Genomic DNA, 23197 nt, shown 5'->3' on the forward strand with positions numbered 1-23197 from the left:
TTCCTGCTGAGTCAATTGATTCTGCAGTTAAGTCTCGCTTACAGCAATTAGCTAAAACCCAAAGAATTAATGGTTTTAGGCCTGGTAAAGTTCCTGTTAATGTTATCAAAAAACGTTATGGTCAAGCTGTACGTCAGGAAATTGCTGGTGAAGTAATGCAACGCAACTTCTATGAAGCTATTACTCAAGAGAAAATTACTCCTGCTGGCATGCCTAGTTTTGAAATGAAAACTGACGAAGATGGTAAAGACTTAGAATATGTTGCTGCTTTCGAAGTGTATCCAGAAGTTGAAGTGAAAGATGTTGCTAAAATTAAGATTGAAAAACCAGCAGTAGAAATCAGTGATAAAGACTTAAGTAGTATGATTGACACGTTGCGTAAGCAACATGCCAACTATAAAGAAGTTAAACGTAAAGCTAAGAAAGACGACAAAGTGACTATCGATTTTGTTGGTACTATTGATGGTGAAGAGTTTGACGGCGGTAAAGCTGAAGATTTCGCTCTTGAAATGGGCAAAGATAAGATGATCCCTGGTTTTGAAAAGCCAATTGTTGGCAACAAAACAGGTGACGAAGTGATTGCTGATGTAACCTTCCCAGAAGATTATCATGCTGAAAAACTAAAAGGCAAAGTTGCTCAATTCACTATTAACATTAAAAAAGTCGAGCAATTAGACTTGCCTAAAGTTGATGAAGAATTTGCTAAATTGTTTGGTATTGAAGACGGTGATATTGAAGCTCTTCATGCTGAAGTGCGCAAAAATATGCAACGTGAACTTGATCAAGCCTTGAAAGCGACTGTAAAAGAACAAGTTATTGCAGGTTTACTTGAAAAAAATCAAATTGATTTGCCAAAAGCATTAGTTGACCAAGAAATAAATGCGTTACGCGAACAAGCTAAACAACGTTTTAGCCAGCAACAAGGTGGAAACGTTGACAACATGCCAGAGCTTCCTGCTGACTTATTTGAAGAAAACGCCCGTAAACGCGTAAGTATTGGTTTGTTGTTGGGTGAAGTGATTAAAACCAACGATATGAAAGTAGATACAGCTAAAGTGGATGCGTTGATTGCAACTGCCGCTTCTGCTTATGAAGACCCACAAGAAGTGGTCGAATACTACAAAACAAATGATGAATTGATGCAACAAATGAATAACGTTGCGATGGAAGAACAAGCGGTTGAATTATTGCTTGAACAAGCCAAAGTTAAAGAAGTTAAGAAATCTTTTGATGAGATCATGAACAAACAGGCTTAATTTGCCTTTTGTTAATTGACTTATCTAGTCTGCAACTGCTTAAATGCTCGGTAACTACCGAGCATTTTTATTTGTGAAGAATTTAAATTTATGATGAATACACCTTTTGATCCCACAAACGCGTTAGTCCCTATGGTGGTAGAGCAAACTGCCAAAGGCGAACGTTCTTACGACATTTATTCTCGCTTGTTGAAAGAGAATGTTATTTTCTTAGTTGGTCAAGTTGAAGACCATATGGCTAATCTTATCGTTGCTCAGATGTTGTTTTTAGAAGCTGAAAATCCAGAAAAAGATATTTTCTTATATATTAATTCTCCTGGTGGTTCAGTGACTGCAGGTATGGCTATTTACGATACCATGAACTTTATTAAACCTAATGTCAGTACTGTGTGTATTGGTCAAGCAGCTAGTATGGGCGCATTTTTGTTGTCGGCCGGTGAAAAAGGTAAGCGTTATTGTTTACCAAATTCTCGCGTTATGATCCATCAGCCTTTAGGTGGTTTTCAAGGACAAGCTTCAGATTTTGAAATTCATGCTAAAGAAATCCTGTCTATCAAAGAGAAGATGAATCGTTTGATGGCTCAGCATACTGGGCAAGATTATGAAAAAGTTGCGCAAGATACTGATAGAGATAATTTCTTAAGTGCTACAGACGCTATGGAGTATGGCTTAATTGACCAAGTATTGTCGAGTAGACCAGATACCAGTCAAGCTGACACAAAAAGCGACAAATAATTAAGTGACTATGTGATAAGCCCGAGATTAGACTACATTCAACTAGTTAGTAGGCTCTCTTTTGGTAGAGTCAGTCTGAGATAGGAAAAGATTGTAAATGAGTGATAAAAAAAGCAGCGATGGCGACAACAAACTTTTGTATTGTTCGTTCTGTGGTAAAAGCCAACATGAAGTCAGAAAGTTAATTGCTGGTCCTTCGGTATTTATTTGTGATGAATGTGTCGATTTATGTAACGACATCATTCGAGAAGAAATAAAAGAAATCGCACCTAAGAAAAAACAAGATGAGTTACCTACACCGAAAGAAATACATGCTCATCTAGATGACTATGTGATTGGACAAGAGCATGCGAAAAAAGTGCTTTCTGTTGCAGTTTATAACCATTACAAACGTTTAAGAAATGGCGATGTGCACGAAGGTGTAGAGCTAGGTAAAAGTAATATCTTGCTAATGGGCCCTACGGGTAGTGGTAAAACGTTATTAGCTGAAACACTTGCTAGATTGTTAGATGTGCCATTTACTATGGCTGATGCCACAACCTTAACTGAAGCTGGTTATGTGGGTGAAGATGTAGAAAATATCATTCAGAAGTTACTGCAAAAATGCGATTATGATGTTGAAAAAGCACAACGCGGAATTGTATACATTGATGAGATAGACAAAATATCTCGTAAATCAGACAACCCCTCTATTACTAGAGATGTATCTGGTGAAGGTGTACAACAAGCACTGCTTAAATTAATTGAAGGTACAGTCGCTTCAGTACCACCTCAAGGTGGTAGAAAACATCCTCAACAGGAATTTTTGCAAGTAGATACGTCTAAGATATTGTTCATTTGTGGTGGAGCTTTTGCAGGGTTAGATAAAGTAATTGAGCAGCGCGCTAATACTGGAACCGGTATTGGTTTTGCTTCAGAAATTAAAACGACTAACAATAAATCTTTAGAAGGTGAGTTGCTTAAAAAGGTCGAACCTGAAGACTTGGTAAAGTATGGACTTATCCCAGAATTCATCGGTCGTTTACCTGTTTTAACTTGTCTAGAAGAACTTAGTGAAGATGCTTTGGTGCAAATTTTACGTGAACCAAAAAATTCTTTAACTAAACAATATTCAGCGTTATTTGGAATGGAAAACACTGAACTCGAATTCCGAGAAGATGCTTTGCAAGCAATCGCTAAGAAAGCGATGCAACGTAAGACTGGTGCTCGTGGATTGCGCTCCATAGTAGAAGCTGTATTGCTAGATACTATGTATGACCTGCCATCAATGGACAGCGTGAGTAAAGTTGTCATCGATGAAACGGTTATTCGAGGTGAGTCAAAACCTATTTTGATATACGACAGCGGTGTTGATAAAAAAGCCGCTTCAGAATAAAAACAAACAAAAGGCCCGAAAGGGCCTTTTTTATTGGCACAAATATACCGGTCATTAAGTTCTTTTCTCCACTTAATTCTGCTTTGTTTGAAGTTTTTATTTGAACTTTAACTGCCCAGCCCCATATACATTGCATAGATGTAATATTAAATGACCTAATACGAGATCAAGTATGACTAAAAAGCGAGAAAGTCGCATTGAAATGCCTGTTTTGGCGTTACGTGATGTAGTGGTATATCCACATATGGTTATCCCATTATTCGTGGGGCGTGAGAAGTCTATCCGTTGTTTAGAAGCTGCGATGGAAAAAGACAAACAAATATTCTTGGTCGCTCAAAAAGATGCCGCTGTAGACGAACCAGAAGCAGAAGACATATTCACAGTTGGTACTATAGCTACCATATTACAGTTGCTTAAATTACCTGACGGCACCGTTAAGGTGTTAGTTGAAGGCAATCAGCGTGGTAAGATTGATACATTTGTTAGTACGGACGACTTTTTTATCGCTGAAGTAATTAGCTCTGCAGACACCGAATTAGCAGAGTCAGAACAAGAAGTGTTAATTCGTTCGGCTATTTCTCAGTTTGAGGGATACGTCAAACTGAATAAAAAAATCCCACCTGAAGTGTTGACCTCTTTAAGTGGAATTGAAGATGCCGCGCGCTTGGCTGATACGATGGCAGCACATATGCCTCTTAAGTTGTCAGAGAAACAAAAAGTGCTGGAAATGCTGGGTATTACAGAACGCCTAGAGTATCTAATGGCGTTGATGGAAAGCGAAATTGATTTACTGCAAGTAGAAAGAAAAATTCGTACTCGTGTTAAAAAACAAATGGAAAAGAGTCAGCGTGAGTACTATTTGAATGAGCAAATGAAAGCCATTCAAAAAGAACTAGGTGAACTCGACGATGCGCCAGATGAGTTTGAAGCGCTGAAGAAAAAGATTACTGATGCCAAAATGCCTGAAGAAGCCCAGAAAAAGGCAACGGCTGAATTAGCTAAATTGAAGATGATGTCGCCTATGTCGGCAGAAGCAACAGTTGTGCGTAGTTATATTGATTGGTTAACGAATGTACCTTGGGTAAAAAGAAGCGTAGTCAAAAAAGATCTCGCCGCTGCTGATAAAATATTAGACACCGACCATTACGGTCTAGATAAAGTTAAAGAACGTATTATTGAGTATCTAGCCGTACAACAGCGAGTTAAAAAACTTAAGGGGCCTATTCTATGTTTAGTAGGACCTCCTGGAGTGGGTAAAACCTCTTTAGGACAGTCTATTGCGAGGGCAACGGGTAGAAAATATGTGCGTATGGCATTAGGTGGTGTACGTGATGAGGCTGAAATTAGAGGGCATCGTCGAACATATATCGGATCAATGCCCGGAAAAATGGTGCAAAAAATGGCCAAGGTGGGTGTTAAGAACCCATTATTCTTGCTCGATGAGATTGATAAAATGTCATCGGATATGCGCGGTGATCCGTCTTCAGCATTGTTAGAAGTATTAGATCCAGAACAAAACAGTACTTTTAGTGATCATTACTTAGAAGTAGATTATGACCTCTCAGATGTCATGTTTGTTGCTACTTCAAACAGCATGGACATACCAGGCCCGTTACTGGATCGTATGGAAGTTATTCGTTTATCGGGATATACCGAAGACGAAAAGTTGAATATTGCGACTCAACACCTTATGGAAAAACAAATATCTAGAAATGGACTAAAAGAAGGCGAATTGGTTATTGATGAAAGTGCCATTATTGGCATTATTCGTTATTACACACGCGAAGCTGGTGTAAGGAATTTAGAAAGAGAAATTTCTAAAATTTGTCGTAAAGCAGTTAAAAATATTTTGCTGGGTAAAAATATAACCAAAGTGTTAGTGAGCCAAGATAATCTGAATGAATATTTAGGGGTGCAGCGCTTTGATTATGGTAAAGCCGACAAGTCTAATCAAATAGGTCAAGTAACCGGACTCGCTTGGACGCAAGTTGGTGGTGAATTATTGACGATAGAAACCACATCAGTAGTAGGTAAGGGAAAAACGACCTTTACCGGCTCATTAGGTGATGTGATGCAAGAGTCTATTCAAACCGCAATGACTGTTGTGCGCAGCCGAGCAGAAAAACTGCGTATTAATAGTGATTTTCATGAAAAACGCGATATACATGTACATGTACCAGAAGGCGCAACACCTAAAGACGGGCCAAGTGCAGGTATTGCTATGTGTACTGCCTTGATTTCTACTTTGACTGGAAACCCTGTTAGGTGTGACGTGGCCATGACCGGTGAAATTACCCTTAGAGGGGAAGTCTTGCCAATTGGTGGTCTGAAAGAAAAATTATTAGCCGCTCATCGCGGTGGAATTAAAACGGTCATTATTCCTAAAGACAATGAACGTGACTTAGAAGAGATCCCAGACAACGTTAAACAGGATTTAAGTATCCATCCAGTGCAATGGATTGATGAAGTTTTAGCCTTGGCTTTAGTCGAGCATCCGGAGAAATTTAAGCCAGTTGAAGTGAAGAAGGTTAAAAAATAGGCATAAATGCGACTTTTTTTGGTTTTTTTTCATCGAAAGGGCTTCACTATGTAAATAGTTATGGTAGCCTTTGTGGCAGAATCCTTTAAGGCCTTGTCATGAAAGGGATTGAGACGATTCATTGAAAGTTAATGATTTGTAAATATATAGCTTGAAGTTCAGTTTCATGCTTGATATAAACGACGGGCTCTGCATCGTGCGGGCCGTAAATATAATAACAATTGAAGGGGTTCATATTGTGAATAAGTCAGAACTTATTGATACCATCGCTGCAAGCGCAGATATTTCTAAAGCAGCTGCAGGACGTGCACTTGATGCATTGACTGGCGCTGTAACTACAGCACTTAAAGATGGAGACCAAGTTGCATTAGTTGGTTTCGGTACATTCTCTGTACGTGAGCGTGCCGCTCGAAGTGGTCGTAATCCTCAAACTGGTGCTACTATTCAAATTTCAGCAGCTAAAGTACCTTCGTTTAAAGCTGGTAAAGCATTAAAAGACGCTTGCAACTAATCATTTAGTTCATTTGTATTAAAAGGCGATGATTTATCATCGCCTTTTGTTTTTGTGCGGTTTGTGTCGGTCCTGTTTTAATCTTCATCTATATTAAAGCTCGCCAAATATTTTTAATTCACTGCGATCAATCATTAATAAATGCACTCGGTTGGTATATAATCCCGCGCGCTTGCGACTAAGACAACCAATCTAGGCTGTCTTTAGTACTTATCAATAACAGCTCATTTGGAGTTTGGACTTTAGTATGTTGGAAAGAATCAGAGAAGGATCACAAGGCCCTTGGGCTATGGGGATCTTAGCATTAGTTATTTTAAGTTTTGTATTTGCAGGAGTAGGTAGTTACATTAATTCATCTGCATCCGGCGCAGCAGCCAATGTTAATGGTGAAGAAATAGGCCTCGATGAGTTGGAGCGAGCATATCAAAATGAACGTTCGCGAATGGAATCTCAGTTTGGTGAGGCCTTTGCCACATTGGCAAGTGATACTGCTTACCTACAAAACTTCCGTCAGGGTATCTTAGACCGACTTATTAGCGAGAAGCTTCTTGACCAAGCCGCCAAAGAATTAGGCTTGAGAGTCAGCGATGAGCAAATTAAGTCAGCCATAGTGGGTATGCAAGAATTCCAAGTAGATGGTAAGTTTGATAATGATCGTTATCTGGCCATTTTACGCCAAGCAGGGTTTCAGACTAATAACTTTAGAGACTACATGCGTGTTGATATGGTGCGCAGGCAACTGTCACGGTCTTTAATGGGAACTGAGTTCGCGTTAACAAGCGAAGCAAAAACAGCACACCTTATGCAACAACAGACCCGTGATATTCGTTATGTAAATATTCCAGCGGCTAAATTCATTGAACAAGTTAACATCAGTGATGATGAAATCTTAGCTTATTATCAAAGCAATATTAGTCAATTTGATACAGAGCAAAAAGTTAGTTTGTCTTATGTTGAGCTTCAACTAGAAGATTTATTGCCTTCGATTGAAGTCAATGAAGAGGAACTTGTTGAGTATTACGAACAAAATTTAGTTGATTATCGTTCTGAGGAAGAACGTCAAGCGGCACATATTTTGTTTGAAAGTGCAGATCAAGACGATTCCATTGCTCTTAAGGCAGAAGAAGTACTGGCTAAAATTCAAGCTGGGGAAGACTTCGCTGGATTAGCTAAAACATTCTCAAGCGACACTTTCAGCGCGGAAAATGGTGGTGATTTAGGTTGGTTTGGTAAAGGCATTATGGATCCTGCTTTCGAAGAAGCCGCCTTTTCATTAGTTAACAAAGGCGATGTGAGTTCTGTAGTCAAAAGTGAGTTTGGTTATCACATTATTAAATTAACTGATGTTAAGCCAGAGCAAGTTATTGCCTTCGATAATGTTAAAGAAGATATTACGACGAAAGTGAAAACATTTAAGGCTGAAGAGAAGTTTTACGAAATCAGCCAAAGGGTTGCTGAAGTGGCCTTTGAAGTGCCAGATAATTTAGACGAAGTGTCCGACATTGCGGGTAAAACAATCAATACTACTGCTTTGTTTAGTCGTATTAACCCCCCAGAGGCGGTGTCGAGCCCAAATATTTTAAACACTGCGTTTAGTGTTGAATTAATCGAAGATGCAGTAAATAGTGACATAATTGAGTTAGGCCGCAATCACATAATGGTGATTAGAGTAGCCGAACATGAGCCTGAACGTACCAAAGCTATGGACGAGGTGACAGCACAAATTCAGCTGACATTGTCCTCACAAGCAGCACAACAGGCTGCTAGAGATTGGGCATTAGAAGTGAAGACGGCTTTGGTTGATAGTAGTGCCGATGTCGATGCTAAACTAACCGCTCTTGAGTTAAGTTGGGAAGAGAAACAAGGTGTCACTCGTAATGATGCGGCATTGTCTCAGACTATTGTTGATGCTTTGTTCAGGTTATCTGCTGCAGATTCAAGTGTTGTTGATTTAATCACAGGTGATATTAGTCTTGTGCAACTGGTTAAAGTTAATCCAGCAGCAGAAGCAAATGATCAGCAAATGACGCTATTACAAACTCGTCTAGCTTCTAGCAAGTCTCAAATATTATATGGTGCTGTAGTTGAGTCCTTAAAAGCGCAAGCGGATATTGAGATATTCCAATAGCATTAATTAATGCAGAATAAAAAAAGAGCGATTATCGCTCTTTTTTTATTTATTGATTATTTAGGTTACCAGTCTGTTTGCCTTATTCTGTAATCCACAATAGGGAACTGTAGAACACTGCAATTACCGCACAAAAAATAAAAATATATATAAATCCTTGTTTACCATCCCCCATGCTGTAGTTCTTCTTTTTTAAATACATAAACCAAAACAAACACAACACAACAGGAATAAGCACTAAAAATTTAATCAAGATTACCTCGTCTTTAAATTATGCCAGCCCTGATTTTAGGGGGAACAGAATAATATGCAATCTATACTAGGTATTTGTCGTCTAATTGCATATAATCCGCGCGAAATTTTATCTGTCTTTTTAACTGTCCTTTAGGGACAAAATATTAAGACGAAATATTACTAATACTGGAGTTAAGAAAATGGCCTTAGAGCGCACTTTTTCTATTATCAAGCCTGATGCAGTTGCTAAAAATGTTATCGGTGCAATTTACAATCGTTTTGAGTCTGCCGGTCTAAGATTAGTGGCGTCAAAAATGCTGCATTTGAGCAAAGAGCAAGCAGAAGGTTTCTATGCTGAGCATAGCGAACGTCCTTTTTTTGGTGCTTTAGTTTCTTTCATGACCTCTGGCCCTGTAATGGTTCAAGTACTAGAAGGCGAGAATGCTGTTCTTAAAAATCGTGAAATAATGGGCGCTACTAACCCAGCTGAAGCTTTAGCTGGCACTTTACGTGCTGACTATGCTGCTTCAATTGATGAGAATGCTTGTCATGGTTCAGATGCACCTGAATCAGCTGCTCGTGAAATTGCTTATTTCTTTAGTGATGAAGAAATCTGTCCACGCACTCGTTAAGCTTAAAATTTGCTTAACTAAAGGGAGCTTCGGCTCCCTTTTGTGTTATTTGTTGTATATGCTGCAAAAACTGAGCAATCGGTTAAAATAGCAATAGTTTAGTCTGAGTATCGAGGTTCATTGTGATAACTGAAGTGGTAACACCGCAAATTAAAAAAATAAACTTACTTGATTTAACTCGAGAAGGTTTACGTGCCTTTTTTAATGAGATGGGAGAAAAACCCTTCAGAGCAGAACAAGTTATGAAATGGATCTACCAGCAAGGTGTAGCGGATTTTGAGCAGATGACTAATCTGAATAAGGTCTTGCGGACTAAACTCCAAGCAAAATGTGAAGTTAAGGCCCCAGAAATTGCCTATCAACAGAATGCTTCAGATGGCACCATAAAATTTGCCTTGAAACTAGAAGGCGGTCAAGAAGTTGAAACAGTTTGGATCCCTGACGGTGATAGAGCAACACTATGTGTATCTTCACAAGTAGGCTGTGCGTTGGAATGTACTTTCTGTTCTACGGCTCAGCAAGGATTTAATCGGAATCTAAAAGTGTCTGAAATCATTGGTCAAGTTTGGCGAGTGGCTACAACTATAGGTTTGAACAACGATACTGCAAAACGTCCCATCACCAATGTAGTGATGATGGGCATGGGTGAGCCCTTACTGAACGTGAAAAACGTAGTGCCGGCCATGGAGCTGATGTTGGATGACCTTGCTTTTGGTTTGTCAAAACGTAGGGTGACGTTGAGTACTTCAGGTGTGGTTCCCGCACTTGATATGTTAGGTGACCAAATAGATGTAGCATTGGCAATATCCTTACATGCGCCTGATGATGCATTACGCGATGTACTTGTTCCGGTTAATAAAAAATATCCGATTGAAGTGTTTTTAGCCAGTGTTAGACGATATTTGGCCAAGTCAAACGCCAACCAAGGTAAAGTCACGGTTGAGTATGTGATGTTAAACGGGATTAATGACAGTACCGATCAAGCTCATGCATTGGCAAAAGTATTGGCAGATACACCTTGTAAACTAAATCTTATTCCGTTTAATCCCTATCCAGGTTCTCCCTATACATGTTCTAGTAATTCACGAATTGATCGATTTGCTAAGGTCCTTATGGAATATGGCCTGATAGTCGTAGTTCGCCGCACAAGAGGTGACGATATCGATGCTGCCTGTGGCCAATTAGTCGGTGAGGTAGTGGACCGCACAAAAAGAATGTTGAAAAAACAGCTGAAGGGCGAGAAAATTTCAGTCAAGATGACACAATAGATTTTTTATCGGCAATAGCTCAAACAGGTCCCAATGAATTTCATACTAAAATATATCAGTGTTATCTTTATTTTGCTGATGCTGCTCAGCGGTTGTGTCAGTCAAAATGATCAAAGCTTTGGTCAAAATTTTGATCATCTTAAAGCGGCTAAAACACGTGTTTCTCTCGGTTTAACTTACCTTAAAAATGGTAACTATAGCCAAGCAAAATTTAATTTGGACAAAGCATTAGAATTTGCACCAAGGTCAGCAGATGCTAATTTTGCTATGGCTTATTATTATCAAAGTGTTGAAGAATTGGAGCAAGCTGAAGAAGCCTATCAATTTGCAATGGATCTTGAACCTAAAAATGCCAACATAGCCAATAGTTATGGGGCGTTTTTATGTCAAAATGGCGATTATGAAAAAGCCAAAAAGTATTTTCTAAAAGCGGTGAATACCAGTAGTTATATTTCTAGCGCCGAAACCTATGAAAATCTAGCTTTATGCAGCAGAAGCCAAGGCCGACCTGAAGACGCCATTCAATATTTACGTAGTGCGGTTAATCATCAACCAGGAAGATCAAACAGTTTGTTTCTGCTTAGTCGGTCGTTGATTGAAACGCAGCAATGGCAAGAAGCCAGAGCTATTCTAAGACGTTATGAAAAAACATCTCAAATAAGTCCTCAAAGTCTGTTGATGGCCATCCAAATAGAGCAAGGTACCGGCAACGAGATTGCTGCAATGGGGTACTCGGATATGTTATTTAAGATATTTCCTAATGATCCAGTTACTAAATCGATGTTAACTGAACAACAGTCGGCGATTAAAGTGATAACTCAAAAACCAAAGCCATCTGTATTAGCAAAAATATCGAAAAAAACAGCAGAGAAAGTTGAACCTAATCCCATTGAAAACTCACAAAGTAATGCTTTGGCAGAGTCACAGAGAAACGATTTAATAACAAGCGAAAAAGAAAGTAAAATACAGACTAATGAAGTTGCCCAACCCAATGAAGAAGTGGTTGAACGATTGGCAGAGCAGGTTTCAGAAGCTGATATTTTGCAAACACCCGACTTTCATATTGTTGCTAACGGAGAGAACCTTTATCGGATATCGCTTCTTTACAACATCAGAATGCAACGTCTGATAGACTGGAATGGTTTAGCTGATGCGTCGGCTATTTTTGAAGGTAAGAAGTTGTCTTTAGTTGCCCCAAGCGTTGTAGAGTAAAGCTAAGCTATGATAGATAAAGAAGAACAGCAAGAAACGGTTATTCAAGGGCCTGGTCAGATACTCAAACAGGCTCGTGAACGCGCTAAGTTGTCGAGCCAAGACATTGCTGACAAAATGAAATTGAAACGCACCCTAATTGAAGATATTGAACAAGACAACTACGATATTAATCTTTCGTTAACGTTTGTTAGAGGGTACCTAAAGCTCTACGCAAAACACGTGCAAGTAGATGAATCAGAGATCCTTAACGCTTTTGAAAAATTAAGTACTCAGAATACAGAGCCTGCCAAGCTACAAAGCTTTTCTCGTAGAGTGGCTAATCAAGCCAATGATGACAAGTTGATGTTAGTCACTTATTTGATTGTGGCAGCGGTCATTGCGCTAGTCGTTATTTGGTGGTTTCAACAAAGTTCTACTTCTGTTACGACAGATTCAAATGAAAATAAATATCCAGAAACTGTTGCACAAAAAACGCTTACTCAAGATCCTATTGCCCCTGACGTTTTGCCAGTCGAAGAATTGTCAACGCTGGAAGCTGACTCCTTATTATCAGTAGATGCTGAAGAAAATAAACCTGTCGATGACTCTGCGGTTAACACTATGGAAGCCACGCTTCCTGCCGTGATTGATGAGCAAGGTCTTGAAAATCAATCTATTGATACAGAAGTGGTGGATGATGCAAGTCAGTCCGCTGTTTTGGCAGATGTAATAGAAGAGACCGTTATAGAAACAGCCGCGCCCGTTGAGTTGATATTTGAGTTTTCTGGTGACTGCTGGATGAATTTGTCTGACGCCACAGGTGAAAATATTGCATACGGCGTAAAAGTGAGCGGTAGAACCATGCCGGTCACGGGTATTCCTCCTTTCGTCGTGACGTTAGGTGCGCCAGAGGTGGTGAAGATTAGTTATGCAGGCGAACCCTTAGATATGTCTTTTTTGCCTTCTGGGCGCATTGCCAAATTTGATTTACCCCTGTCTGAATAATTGAACAAATAAATAGAGCTAAGTTATCACTATGTTTGCTGAATCACCGATTAAACGCCGACCGTCCAAACGTATCAATATAGGTAATGTACCTATAGGTGATGGTGCACCCATTGCCGTGCAATCTATGACTAATACCTTAACCACAGATGTTGACGCAACTGTGGCGCAAATCAATCGAATTCAAGCTGTAGGTGGCGATTTAGTCAGGGTGTCTGTACCTACTATGGATGCTGCTGAAGCTTTTAAATTAATCAAACAGCAAGTCACAGTGCCATTGATTGCGGATATTCACTTTGATTATCGTATTGCCTTAAAAGTGGCAGAATATGGTGTGGATTGTTTGCGAATTAACCCTGGCAATATTGGTAGTATGGACAGAGTTCGATCAGTAGTGGATTGTGCCAGAGATAAAGGAATTCCGATACGTATTGGTGTGAACGGTGGTTCTTTAGAAAAAGAGATACAAGAAAAATATGGTGAGCCTACACCAGAAGCCTTAGTTGAATCTGCAATGCGTCATGTGGATATTTTGGACAAACTAAATTTTGATCAATTTAAGGTCAGTGTCAAAGCTTCGGATGTATTTTTAGCGGTTGGGGCATATCGTTTGCTGGCGAAACAAATTGATCAACCATTACATTTAGGTATTACCGAAGCTGGCGGTATTCGTGCTGGTGCAGTTAAAAGTTCGGTTGGTTTAGGTATGTTACTCGCAGAGGGAATCGGCGATACAATCCGTATTTCGTTGGCAGCTGATCCTATTGAAGAAATCAAAGTCGGTTTTGATATATTAAAGTCATTACGTATCCGTTCTCGAGGCATTAACTTAATTGCTTGTCCAAGTTGTTCCCGTCAAGAGTTCGATGTGATTAGTACGGTGAATGCCCTAGAGCAGCGCTTGGAAGATTTACTTACTCCAATGGATGTATCCATTATTGGTTGTGTTGTGAATGGCCCAGGAGAAGCAGAAATATCAGATCTGGGCTTAACAGGCGCACGTAATATGAGTGGTTTTTACTTAGATGGCATACGGCAAAAAGAGCGTTTGTCGAATGATGATTTAGTCGACCAACTTGAAAAACGTATTCGTGCCAAAGCCAATCAGCTTGATGAAAGCCGTAAGATTGAAGTAAAGCAGTTAGGTTAATATACTAGCTGATTATCATCGCTAAATTTTCATCAATTTTTTATGCGTTTTTCAGCTTCATTATTTTACGTTTATCTATAAAGCCCCTATAATGCGTGGCTTTTTCTAATTATTGCATAAGAGATTATTTTTAGTGTCGAAACAAATTCAGGCTATTCGAGGAATGAACGACTGCTTGCCAACTGAATCAGGGCTTTGGCAGTACGTTGAATCGAGTATTCGCCAAGTCGTCGCCAGTTACGGTTATCAAGAAATTCGCACGCCTATCGTTGAAAGCACAGATTTATTTAAACGCTCCATAGGTGAAGTGACCGATATTGTCGAAAAAGAAATGTACACCTTTGCCGATCGCAATTCAGACAGTCTTACACTACGACCCGAAGGCACCGCAAGTGTGGTGCGAGCTGGAAACGAGCACGGTTTATTGTATAACCAACAGCAGCGACTCTGGTATATGGGCCAAATGTTTCGCCATGAACGCCCACAAAAGGGACGTTACAGGCAGTTCAATCAATTTGGTGTAGAAGTGTTTGGCTTAGCTGGGCCAGATATCGATGCCGAAGTGATATTGCTCAGTGCTAGATTGTGGAAAAAGTTTGGGATCAGTGAAAACGTTACCTTAGAAATTAATTCTCTTGGTTCTGCTGAGGCGAGAGTGGCTTACAAAGAACAACTAGTGGCCTTTCTGAAGACCCGTGAATCTGAGCTGGATGAAGATAGTCTAAGACGCTTACAGAGCAACCCATTACGTGTACTCGATAGTAAAAATCCACAAGTACAGAATGCAGTAAAAGATGCACCAAAACTAATTGACTGCCTTGATGAAGAGTCGGCTAAACATTTTCAAGGATTGTGTGAACGTTTAGACAACTTAGGTATCAAATACCGAGTTAACCCAGCTTTGGTACGTGGGCTCGATTATTATAATCGCACTGTATTTGAGTGGGTGACTGATAGTTTAGGTGCGCAAGGAACGGTATGTGCTGGTGGGCGATATGACGGTTTAGTTGAACAACTTGGTGGTAAAACCACACAAGGCGTAGGTTTTGCCATGGGGCTAGAACGTTTAGTTTTGATGTTGCAAACATTAGAATTAGACAAGAACCTAGACTCAGTAGTAGATATTTACGTCACGGCTATGGATGAGTCGGTTGAACAATATGCCAGGCATATCAGTGAATCATTACGAGACGAACTACCGCTAATAAAAGTAATGAACCATTGTGGTGGTGGGAATTTTAAAAAACAGATGAAACGTGCTGATCAAAGTGGTGCCAGTATCGCTTTAATCATCGGTCAGGATGAGATGGCGTCACAGCAAGTTGCTGTTAAATACTTGCGCGAGAAGCAACCACAAGAAACAGTTTCGATTAACGAATTAGCTCACTTTACGCAAAAGCTATTTAATGTCTAACAGCGTAAATTTTTGAATTAACATTATGTGCCATCAAATTTTCGATGGCCAAGCAGTAATAGGAATGGATGATGGAACAGTACGAAACTGAAGAGCAACAAATTGAAGCCATTAAACGCTTTTGGAAAGAGAACGGTGTAGCGCTAGTGATTGGTGCATTTTTGGGCTTGGGTGGTCTTTTAGGTTGGCGTTGGTATAACGACTCTCAAATTGCTGCGAAAGAGCAAGCTTCTTTCGCTTATGAAAAAGCTTCTGAAGAACTGTTAAAAGGAGAGGCGGGTTTCAGTAAAGCCAAAACCTTTATTGATGGTCATAGTGACACCGGTTATGCCATGTTAATGGCTTTAGAAATGGCCCAACAGGCCATTGAACGTAAAGATTTAACTGAAGCGGCTAAACAGTTAGAGTTTGTTGTCAGTAATGCAAAGTTATCGGCCGTTCAATCGGTAGCACAGCTTCGTTTAGCTCGTATCCAAATAGAACAAGGTGAGTTAGAGCTAGCCTTAAGCAGTGCTGATAAGGTAACAGACCAAGCTTTTAAAAGTCAGAGCCAAGAGATTAAGGGTGATGTATATCAAGCCCAACAATTATTTGATAAAGCCAGAGCCGCTTATAGTGCAGCTTTAGAAAGTAATGAGCGAGATCAAGTTTTGAAAATGAAGCTAGATAATTTAGCTGTTGTGGCAAATGGCTAAGGTGAAAATAGTGAAGCAATCTTTTTTATTCTTACTGTTAACCTGTTCTGTTCTGTTATCAAGCTGTACAACAATTAGTAATTGGTTTTACGATGAAGAAGAGCTAGAAATTCGCAGGCTAAAGCCTATTGATGCACAATTTACTCCTACTGAATCTTGGTCTGTAGATTTGGGCCAAGGAATTGGTAAATTTTACTCAAAACTAAAACCAGCTGTCGCTTATGACAAAGTTTTTGCGGCAAACCGCCAAGGTGCGGTCAGTGCATTTGATCAAGCTACAGGTAAAAAAGTATGGTCTAAAAACTTTGCAACTTTTGATGATAAAGGATTGACCTCAGGCATAAGTAATCTCTGGTCGAATGGTTTATCGGCCAAAATTGCGGGTGGGTTAAGTGTTGCCTATGAAACCGTATTTTTTGGCACCGAAAATGGTGAAGTGGTCGCGCTAGATACCAATACCGGTGAGCAAAAATGGATTACAACCGTTAAAGGCGAAGTGTTAGCCGCACCTGCTATTGAAGCGGGTATTGTACTTATTAATACTGGGTCTGGATTTATATTTGCCTTAAATGCAGATGATGGCGAAGAAGTTTGGTCTTCTGAGTCTGATGTACCTCCTTTGTCTTTACGTGGTGTGTCTTCACCGGCAGCAGTTAACGGCGGTGCTATAATAGGCACTGCAACCGGCAAACTGGTCGTCAATATCCTTGAAACGGGACAAACTGCATGGGAACAGGTAATTTCCGCAGCGACTGGGGTGACCGAGTTAGAACGAATTGTGGATATCGATAGCGAACCTTTGGTCGCAGGGGGCAATGTTTACGCTATTTCTTATGACGGCACACTTGCCGCAGTTGAGTTACGCACTGGGCGAGTTATTTGGAAGCGTGAATATAAGTCTTACCGTCACATGTCAATATCTGGCAGCACACTATTTGTAGTCGATATAAATAGTAATGTGTTTGCCTTAGATAGTCGTAATGGTGTTGAGTTATGGAGCCAAGGTGCACTTAAGCAACGGTTGTTGACAGGTGTCACACCTGTAGGAAACTATTTGGTGGGTGGCGACAAATATGGGTATTTACATTGGTTTGATCAAGCTGACGGTAAAATTGTTGCGCGATTAAAAGTGGGTGATGATGATGAAGATGAAGGTATTTACCACTCTCCAGTGGTCGATGGAGACGTCTTATATACCCAAACCAGAGATGGAAAGTTAGTGGCTATTAAAACACTATAGAGCAAATTTCGTGTGATATTCGCTGAATAATCACACTTACTATTTTTAACGGCTTGGAATGTTTCCAAGCCGTTTTTGTCTACAGGATATGTATTTATGTTACCCGTTGTAGCCTTAGTTGGCCGCCCAAATGTTGGAAAATCTACCTTGTTTAATCGTCTCACTCGCACACGAGATGCGTTGGTGGCTGATTTTCCCGGCTTAACGCGGGACAGAAAATACGGTACTGCCAAATATGAAGGTCTACACTTTATTGTGGTAGATACTGGCGGTATTAGTGGTGACGAGCAAGGCATCGATGTAGCAATGGCCGAACAGTCATTGTTGGCCATTATAGAAGCCGATGTAGTGTTGTTTTTAGTTGATGCGCGTACTGGTATGACAGCAGCCGATCAAGGCATTGCAGAGCATCTTCGTAAACAAGAAAAACCGGTTTATGTGGTTGCTAATAAAGTGGATGGCATTGATGGTGACAGCGAAAGTGCCGACTTCTTCGCGCTAGGCTTGGGTGATGTGAATCAGATTGCTGCCGCACACGGCAGAGGCGTCACACAATTACTTCAACACTCTCTTGCACCTATCGCCGAGCAATTTCCCGATATGCACATTCCTGAAGAAAGTGATGAAGAACTTCAGGAAGAAGATGCTGATGAGCAACTCGCCAAATTACAAGCCTTGCCAATCAAATTGGCGATTGTTGGTAAACCTAATGTGGGTAAGTCTACATTGACTAATCGTATATTAGGCGAAGAACGTGTGGTGGTTTTTGATCAGCCCGGTACAACGCGAGACAGTATTTTTATTCCAATGGAGCGGGATGATAGAGAATATATTTTAATTGATACGGCTGGTGTAAGAAGACGTAGAAATATTTCAGAAGCAGTAGAAAAGTTTTCTATAGTCAAAACATTGCAAGCCATCGAAGAATCGAATGTGGTGTTATTTGTTGTTGACGCACAGGAAGGTATTACCGACCAAGATTTAAGTTTGTTAGGCTTTATCCTGAATGCGGGGCGTTCGTTGGTTGTAGCAGTCAACAAATGGGATGGTCTAAATAAAGACGTTAAAGAAGAAATTAAACGTGAGTTAGACAGGCGTTTAGGCTTTATTGATTTTGCCCGCTTACATTTTATTTCAGCTTTACACGGTACAGGGGTAGGGCATTTATTTGAATCGGTGCAGGAAGCGTATGCTTCAGCCACCAAACGCGTTAACACCTCAATGTTGACCCGTATTATGGATATGGCACAAGAGGACCATCAACCACCAATGGTGCGTGGACGCCGAGTTAAAATGAAATATGCCCATGCAGGTGGATACAATCCACCACTCATCGTGATCCATGGTAATCAACTCAAAGATTTACCTGACTCGTATAAACGCTATTTGATGAATTATTTTCGCAAATCATTAAAAGTAATGGGGACGCCGATTAAAATCGAATTTAGAGAAGGCGCAAATCCTTTTGAAACAGATCATAGCACTCTGAATGACTCTCAGCGTCGTAAACGCAGACAGCTTATGCGAATGCATAAAAATGCAAAGTAGCTAATCATCATTAGGGAGTAGTATTGATAATGGTGTAAAAAAGCCTGACTTGGTTGCTTGGTGCTTCAATCCAAGTCAGGGTAGGTGTTACGTTAGTTTCTGTAGTAACGTGACACCATTGCATTACCCGATTGTTTATTTTGCGACAGGTTTCTTTCTACTAGTTCGATTAAGTTCGTATTTTTTTGTAGGGCTTCGAGAGAGGCCATCCCCGCTGCAATGTCTATTTTTTCAAATGTTGAATCATCACTTTTATTTTTTAGCTCTGAAATTGCGATCAATACTTTTTGAATGATGTGTTTGGCACCAAATATGTAAGTATCAGGTAATAAAATCGCAAATTCACTTTCGCTATATCTGATTAAAGTGTCAGTAGGGCGACTTAACTCTTCCAATATTAGCTCAGCCAATGTTCTTAAATGTTTTGCTGGAATTGGTGTACTTTGTTGCTTATCAAATAAATCGCTATTTTTTAATTCAAACATTATCAGTGATAATGGGGCGTCTTTTCTTTTTGCCAAAGAGATCTGCTTTTCATAACAATCATTAAAGTATCGTCTGTTGTATAAACCAGTTTGAGGATCAATAAACACCATGTTTTCAATAAGATCGTTTTGCATCTTAGTTTGAACATGTACTCGAATACGTTTCACTAATGTTTGCACAACGATCGGTTTACAAACAAAATCGGTTGCACCTGCATCCCAACATTTTATTTCTTGTTCAGTGGAGGAATCTGAGGTGGAAAACAGTATGGGACAATTAATCATACTTGGTATCGCTTTTAGCATCTTACAAGTCAGTAATCCGTCCAGAACGGGCATATGAAGATCTAAAATAACCAAGTCAGGAGCATGAGTGGCACAAAAACCAATGGCATCTTCTCCCGAGTGAGCAGAAAACGTGCGGTAATAGGGAGATAAGGTTTGTACCAAAAAATCTGTTGTTGTCGGATCGTCGTCAACGACCAATACAATAGCTCTCAACATTTCTGTATCAGAAATTGATAAAGAGTTGTCGTCCTTCATGATAGTAGTAACCCTTTTTTATTAAACAGAGAGCAAAAATTATGTGGGGTAATTTAGCTTAAAAAACGCACGATTCCCACTTAAATTGCATACCAAATAAAGTTGGTAATTTAACTTCTCGTGTTTATTCCTAGCGGGTAAAAAATACGCTCGAATAAAAGCGGAATATGTATAAAAGTCATATTTGAATGGAAGTTAAGACTCATTAATTTGATTAACTTCGCTGTGTATTTCCCCACATTCTAAACGCGTTACTAATGTATCGCCGACTTGAACTTGTTGAGTGTTTTTCACTATTTTACCTTGCTTAAAGCTGATAGTGTAACCTCGTGCTAGGGTTGCCAATGGGCTCACGGTATCCAATAAATGCATGTTATTGAGTAATTTTTGTTTTTTATTCTCAACTAGCTGTTGGCAATTTTTGTGTAGCTTTGACTGTAGTTCCATTAGTCCTAGCTGATGACGTTGCATTAGTTTCTGGGGCGAAGATAATGCAAGTCTGCTATTTATATGTGTTTGTTGTTGTTTTGCCTGAGTTAGTTTTTGTTTGATTGTATATTGCAAAGTGGCTTGAATTTGGTCGACATACTGACTTTTTTGTTCGAGTTGTTTTTGTGGGTGGTTTTGCAGCAATCGCTGTTTTATATTCTGATATTTGTGCCCCCGTTCCTGTTGCAAACGACTAAAAGCTTTGACTAATTTGTCTTGTAGGACGAGAGTTTTATGGTGCAATGTAGACTGATCCTGACTGACCAGTTCGGCAGCTGCCGAAGGAGTTGGTGCTCGCATATCGGCCACAAAATCAGCGATACTTACATCTATTTCGTGACCGACCGCACTTATTATCGGAATACTAGAAGCAAATATCGTTCTCGCAACCTGTTCATTGTTAAAACACCAGAGGTCTTCTAAAGAACCGCCCCCTCGACCAACGATTAATACATCTACTTCGTTTCTCAGGTTTGCTTGAGTAATCGCGTTACAAATAAGTGATGCTGCACTATCACCTTGCACTTGGCTAGGGTAGATAACCACTTCAATAGCAGGGTTACGGCGTTGTAATACAGTTAAAATATCATGCAACGCAGCACCAGTCGGTGAAGTAACGATACCGACTTTTAATACAAACTCGGGAATGGGCTTTTTATATTCTTGGGCAAATATTCCTTCAGAGGCTAATTGCCTTTTTAACATTTCGAATTGTTGTTTAAGTTGCCCTTCACCTTCCGGCTCCATATGTTCAACAATAAGTTGGTAATCTCCTCTAGGTTCATATAGACCAATATTCGCTTTGGCTAACACTTTGTCACCTTCTTTGGGTTTCAAGTGGACTTTTCGGTTTGCTCCTTTAAACATAGCGCCTTTGACTTGAGCGCGATCGTCCTTAAGGGTGAAGTACCAGTGGCCAGACGCAGCAGCGACAAAGTTTGAAATCTCAGCCGACAGCCATATCTGGCCAATTTCAGCTTCTAAAACCGAACGAGCTAAACGATTGAGTTTACTTACCGTTAAGATGTTTTTTGTGGTGGTTTGGGCAGGAAACATTGATTGATGAGATCTCTAAAAAAACATTATTATTAAGTTTACCTGATTTAATCTTAATTCTGACATATATCCTTTGATATTTATCTAGACTGACATGCCTAAAGCCGCTAGAATTGCGCCGCAATTAAAACCCGCATTTATAGGTGATATTGCATGTTAAGAATCGCTAAAGAAGCCCTTACGTTTGACGACGTTTTACTCGTCCCAGGGCACTCCACTGTTCTCCCTCATACCGCCAATCTTAAAACGAGATTGACCCGTGGTGTTAGTTTAAATATCCCCTTAATTTCTGCCGCAATGGACACCGTTTCTGAAGCGCGTTTAGCCATTGCATTGGCACAAGAGGGTGGTATTGGGTTTATTCATAAAAACATGACGCCAGAACAACAGGCGGAACATGTACGAATAGTGAAAAAATACGAAAGTGGCGTGGTGTCAGACCCCGTTACTGTTTTACCAACTGCAACAATTGGTGAAATTAACGCTTTGAGTAAAAGACACGGCTTTTCCGGCTTCCCAGTTGTAGATGAAGACAATAATCTAATTGGTATTGTGACAGGGCGTGACTTACGTTTTGAAAATAGTTTGGAACAACCGATTTCTAGTGTGATGACGAAGAAAGATGACTTGGTCACGGTCAAAGAAGGTGCTCCTTCCGAAGAAGTACTTGAATTAATGCATGAACACCGCATTGAAAAAATCTTAGTGGTAGACGTAACCTTCAAATTGAAAGGCATGATCACCGTTAAAGATTTTCAAAAAGCAGAAAGTAAACCTAATGCATGTAAAGACGAATTAGGTCGTTTACGAGTCGGGGCCGCAGTCAGTGTTGGACCGGGAACTGATGAACGAATTAAAGCGTTGATTGAGGCAGGCGTTGATGTATTACTGATTGATACGTCTCATGGTCATTCCCAAGGTGTCATCGATAGAGTAACCAAAGTGCGTAAGGATTATCCAGACGTACAAATTATTGCTGGTAATGTTGCTACAGGTGAAGGCGCGAAAGCATTAGCTGACGCTGGTGTTGATGCGGTTAAAGTAGGAATAGGCCCAGGGTCAATTTGTACTACTAGGATTGTGACAGGTTGTGGTGTGCCACAAATTACTGCGGTATCAGATGCAGTGGAAGCGCTTAAAGGTACAGGTGTGCCAGTGATCGCTGATGGTGGTATTCGCTTTTCTGGTGATATTGCAAAAGCCTTGGTCGCTGGCGCTAGCTCCGTAATGGTCGGTAGTATGTTAGCAGGAACCGAAGAAGCGCCAGGTGAAGTAGAGTTATATCAAGGACGCTATTATAAATCCTATCGCGGTATGGGCTCGTTGGGCGCAATGGATCAAAGCAATGGTTCTTCTGATAGGTATTTCCAAGACAGCAAAAGTGCAGAGAAACTCGTTCCAGAAGGTATCGAAGGCCGAGTGGCCTACAAAGGGCCTATTTCTAACATCATTCACCAACAAATGGGTGGTTTACGCTCGGCTATGGGACTAACAGGCTGTGCGACTATAGAAGAGTTACGTACTAAACCAATGTTTGTCAAAGTGACTTCAGCAGGTATGGGTGAATCACATGTGCATGATGTGAGCATTACTAAAGAAGCACCTAACTATCGCCTAGGTTAGACAACGAAAGTATATTATTTTAAATGAACGTTATTTGTCATTCAAATAGCGTTCACATTCTATTTTTATAAGAGTAT

Annotated in this window: 18 protein-coding genes; 16 read left to right on the plus strand and 2 right to left on the minus strand. The window is 40.1% G+C overall.

The annotated features are described in order from the left end of the window. From tig to der, 15 genes are all read left to right on the plus strand, one after another. The coding region (gene tig, locus QZ488_RS13345) for a trigger factor (RefSeq protein ID WP_293749499.1) at positions 1-1256 on the plus strand (1256 nt) is incomplete at its 5' end. 90 nt (positions 1257-1346) lie between these two features. Continuing rightward, a complete protein-coding gene (clpP, locus tag QZ488_RS13350) occupies positions 1347-1991 on the plus strand; it encodes an ATP-dependent Clp endopeptidase proteolytic subunit ClpP (RefSeq protein ID WP_293749501.1) in 645 nt (214 codons plus the stop codon). Positions 1992-2088: 97 nt separating this feature from the next. Then, a complete protein-coding gene (gene clpX, locus QZ488_RS13355; RefSeq protein WP_293749504.1) occupies positions 2089-3366 on the plus strand; it encodes an ATP-dependent protease ATP-binding subunit ClpX in 1278 nt (425 codons plus the stop codon). 172 nt (positions 3367-3538) lie between these two features. Then, positions 3539-5905, plus strand: a complete 2367-nt coding sequence (gene lon / locus QZ488_RS13360) for an endopeptidase La (RefSeq protein ID WP_293749507.1) — start codon at positions 3539-3541, stop codon at positions 5903-5905. Positions 5906-6143: 238 nt separating this feature from the next. After that, positions 6144-6416 carry an HU family DNA-binding protein gene (locus QZ488_RS13365; protein WP_293749509.1) on the plus strand — a complete coding sequence of 91 codons (273 nt, stop codon included), beginning with the start codon at positions 6144-6146 and terminating at the stop codon, positions 6414-6416. A gap of 247 nt (positions 6417-6663) precedes the next feature. Further along, positions 6664-8544, plus strand: a complete 1881-nt coding sequence (locus QZ488_RS13370) for a SurA N-terminal domain-containing protein (protein WP_293749511.1) — start codon at positions 6664-6666, stop codon at positions 8542-8544. 434 nt (positions 8545-8978) lie between these two features. Next, a complete protein-coding gene (gene ndk, locus QZ488_RS13375; protein ID WP_007623325.1) occupies positions 8979-9410 on the plus strand; it encodes a nucleoside-diphosphate kinase in 432 nt (143 codons plus the stop codon). Positions 9411-9535: 125 nt separating this feature from the next. Next, positions 9536-10678 carry a bifunctional tRNA (adenosine(37)-C2)-methyltransferase TrmG/ribosomal RNA large subunit methyltransferase RlmN gene (locus tag QZ488_RS13380; RefSeq protein ID WP_293749549.1) on the plus strand — a complete coding sequence of 381 codons (1143 nt, stop codon included), beginning with the start codon at positions 9536-9538 and terminating at the stop codon, positions 10676-10678. Between the two features lie 33 nt (positions 10679-10711). Then, on the plus strand, positions 10712-11890 hold the full coding sequence (gene pilW, locus QZ488_RS13385; protein ID WP_293749516.1) for a type IV pilus biogenesis/stability protein PilW: 1179 nt from the start codon (positions 10712-10714) through the stop codon (positions 11888-11890). A gap of 9 nt (positions 11891-11899) precedes the next feature. Next, a complete protein-coding gene (locus QZ488_RS13390; protein ID WP_293749520.1) occupies positions 11900-12877 on the plus strand; it encodes a RodZ domain-containing protein in 978 nt (325 codons plus the stop codon). A gap of 31 nt (positions 12878-12908) precedes the next feature. Beyond that, positions 12909-14027: a flavodoxin-dependent (E)-4-hydroxy-3-methylbut-2-enyl-diphosphate synthase gene (ispG, locus tag QZ488_RS13395; RefSeq protein WP_293749522.1), complete on the plus strand. Its 1119-nt coding sequence runs from the start codon at positions 12909-12911 to the stop codon at positions 14025-14027. A 133-nt stretch (positions 14028-14160) separates the two neighbouring features. Continuing rightward, positions 14161-15441 (plus strand): histidine--tRNA ligase, encoded by a 1281-nt coding sequence (hisS, locus tag QZ488_RS13400; RefSeq protein WP_293749524.1) that lies wholly within the window; start codon positions 14161-14163, stop codon positions 15439-15441. A gap of 71 nt (positions 15442-15512) precedes the next feature. Beyond that, positions 15513-16136 carry a tetratricopeptide repeat protein gene (locus QZ488_RS13405; RefSeq protein ID WP_293749526.1) on the plus strand — a complete coding sequence of 208 codons (624 nt, stop codon included), beginning with the start codon at positions 15513-15515 and terminating at the stop codon, positions 16134-16136. 10 nt (positions 16137-16146) lie between these two features. Then, positions 16147-17376, plus strand: a complete 1230-nt coding sequence (gene bamB / locus QZ488_RS13410) for an outer membrane protein assembly factor BamB (protein ID WP_293749528.1) — start codon at positions 16147-16149, stop codon at positions 17374-17376. 96 nt (positions 17377-17472) lie between these two features. Then, complete coding sequence (gene der, locus QZ488_RS13415; protein WP_293749531.1) at positions 17473-18924, plus strand: ribosome biogenesis GTPase Der; 1452 nt, start codon at positions 17473-17475, stop codon at positions 18922-18924. 92 nt (positions 18925-19016) lie between these two features. Here der and QZ488_RS13420 read toward each other — a convergent pair whose 3' ends face one another. Together QZ488_RS13420 and xseA are read right to left on the minus strand one after the other, a co-directional pair. Further along, entirely contained in the window at positions 19017-19952 is a 936-nt protein-coding gene (locus tag QZ488_RS13420; protein ID WP_293749533.1) for a response regulator, read from the minus strand. Between the two features lie 195 nt (positions 19953-20147). After that, complete coding sequence (xseA, locus tag QZ488_RS13425; RefSeq protein WP_293749536.1) at positions 20148-21497, minus strand: exodeoxyribonuclease VII large subunit; 1350 nt, start codon at positions 21495-21497, stop codon at positions 20148-20150. A 153-nt stretch (positions 21498-21650) separates the two neighbouring features. Between xseA and guaB the strand changes: the two genes are divergently transcribed. Next, complete coding sequence (gene guaB / locus QZ488_RS13430; RefSeq protein ID WP_293749537.1) at positions 21651-23120, plus strand: IMP dehydrogenase; 1470 nt, start codon at positions 21651-21653, stop codon at positions 23118-23120. The last annotated feature ends 77 nt before the right edge of the window (positions 23121-23197 follow it).

This window comes from uncultured Paraglaciecola sp. (genome assembly GCF_913020055.1).
Taxonomy (GTDB): Bacteria; Pseudomonadota; Gammaproteobacteria; order Enterobacterales; family Alteromonadaceae; genus Paraglaciecola.

Bases quoted from the DNA above. Each gene is read 5' to 3' on its own strand.
- QZ488_RS13420 (WP_293749533.1), bottom strand. From the start codon at position 19,952: ATGAAGGACGACAACTCTTTATCAATTTCTGATACAGAAATGTTGAGA.
- clpX (WP_293749504.1), top strand. From the start codon at position 2,089: ATGAGTGATAAAAAAAGCAGCGATGGCGACAACAAACTTTTGTATTGT.
- clpP (WP_293749501.1), top strand. From the start codon at position 1,347: ATGATGAATACACCTTTTGATCCCACAAACGCGTTAGTCCCTATGGTG.
- lon (WP_293749507.1), top strand. From the start codon at position 3,539: ATGACTAAAAAGCGAGAAAGTCGCATTGAAATGCCTGTTTTGGCGTTA.
- ispG (WP_293749522.1), top strand. From the start codon at position 12,909: ATGTTTGCTGAATCACCGATTAAACGCCGACCGTCCAAACGTATCAAT.
- QZ488_RS13405 (WP_293749526.1), top strand. From the start codon at position 15,513: ATGGAACAGTACGAAACTGAAGAGCAACAAATTGAAGCCATTAAACGC.
- QZ488_RS13390 (WP_293749520.1), top strand. From the start codon at position 11,900: ATGATAGATAAAGAAGAACAGCAAGAAACGGTTATTCAAGGGCCTGGT.
- guaB (WP_293749537.1), top strand. From the start codon at position 21,651: ATGTTAAGAATCGCTAAAGAAGCCCTTACGTTTGACGACGTTTTACTC.
- pilW (WP_293749516.1), top strand. From the start codon at position 10,712: ATGAATTTCATACTAAAATATATCAGTGTTATCTTTATTTTGCTGATG.
- xseA (WP_293749536.1), bottom strand. From the start codon at position 21,497: ATGTTTCCTGCCCAAACCACCACAAAAAACATCTTAACGGTAAGTAAA.
- QZ488_RS13370 (WP_293749511.1), top strand. From the start codon at position 6,664: ATGTTGGAAAGAATCAGAGAAGGATCACAAGGCCCTTGGGCTATGGGG.
- der (WP_293749531.1), top strand. From the start codon at position 17,473: ATGTTACCCGTTGTAGCCTTAGTTGGCCGCCCAAATGTTGGAAAATCT.
- ndk (WP_007623325.1), top strand. From the start codon at position 8,979: ATGGCCTTAGAGCGCACTTTTTCTATTATCAAGCCTGATGCAGTTGCT.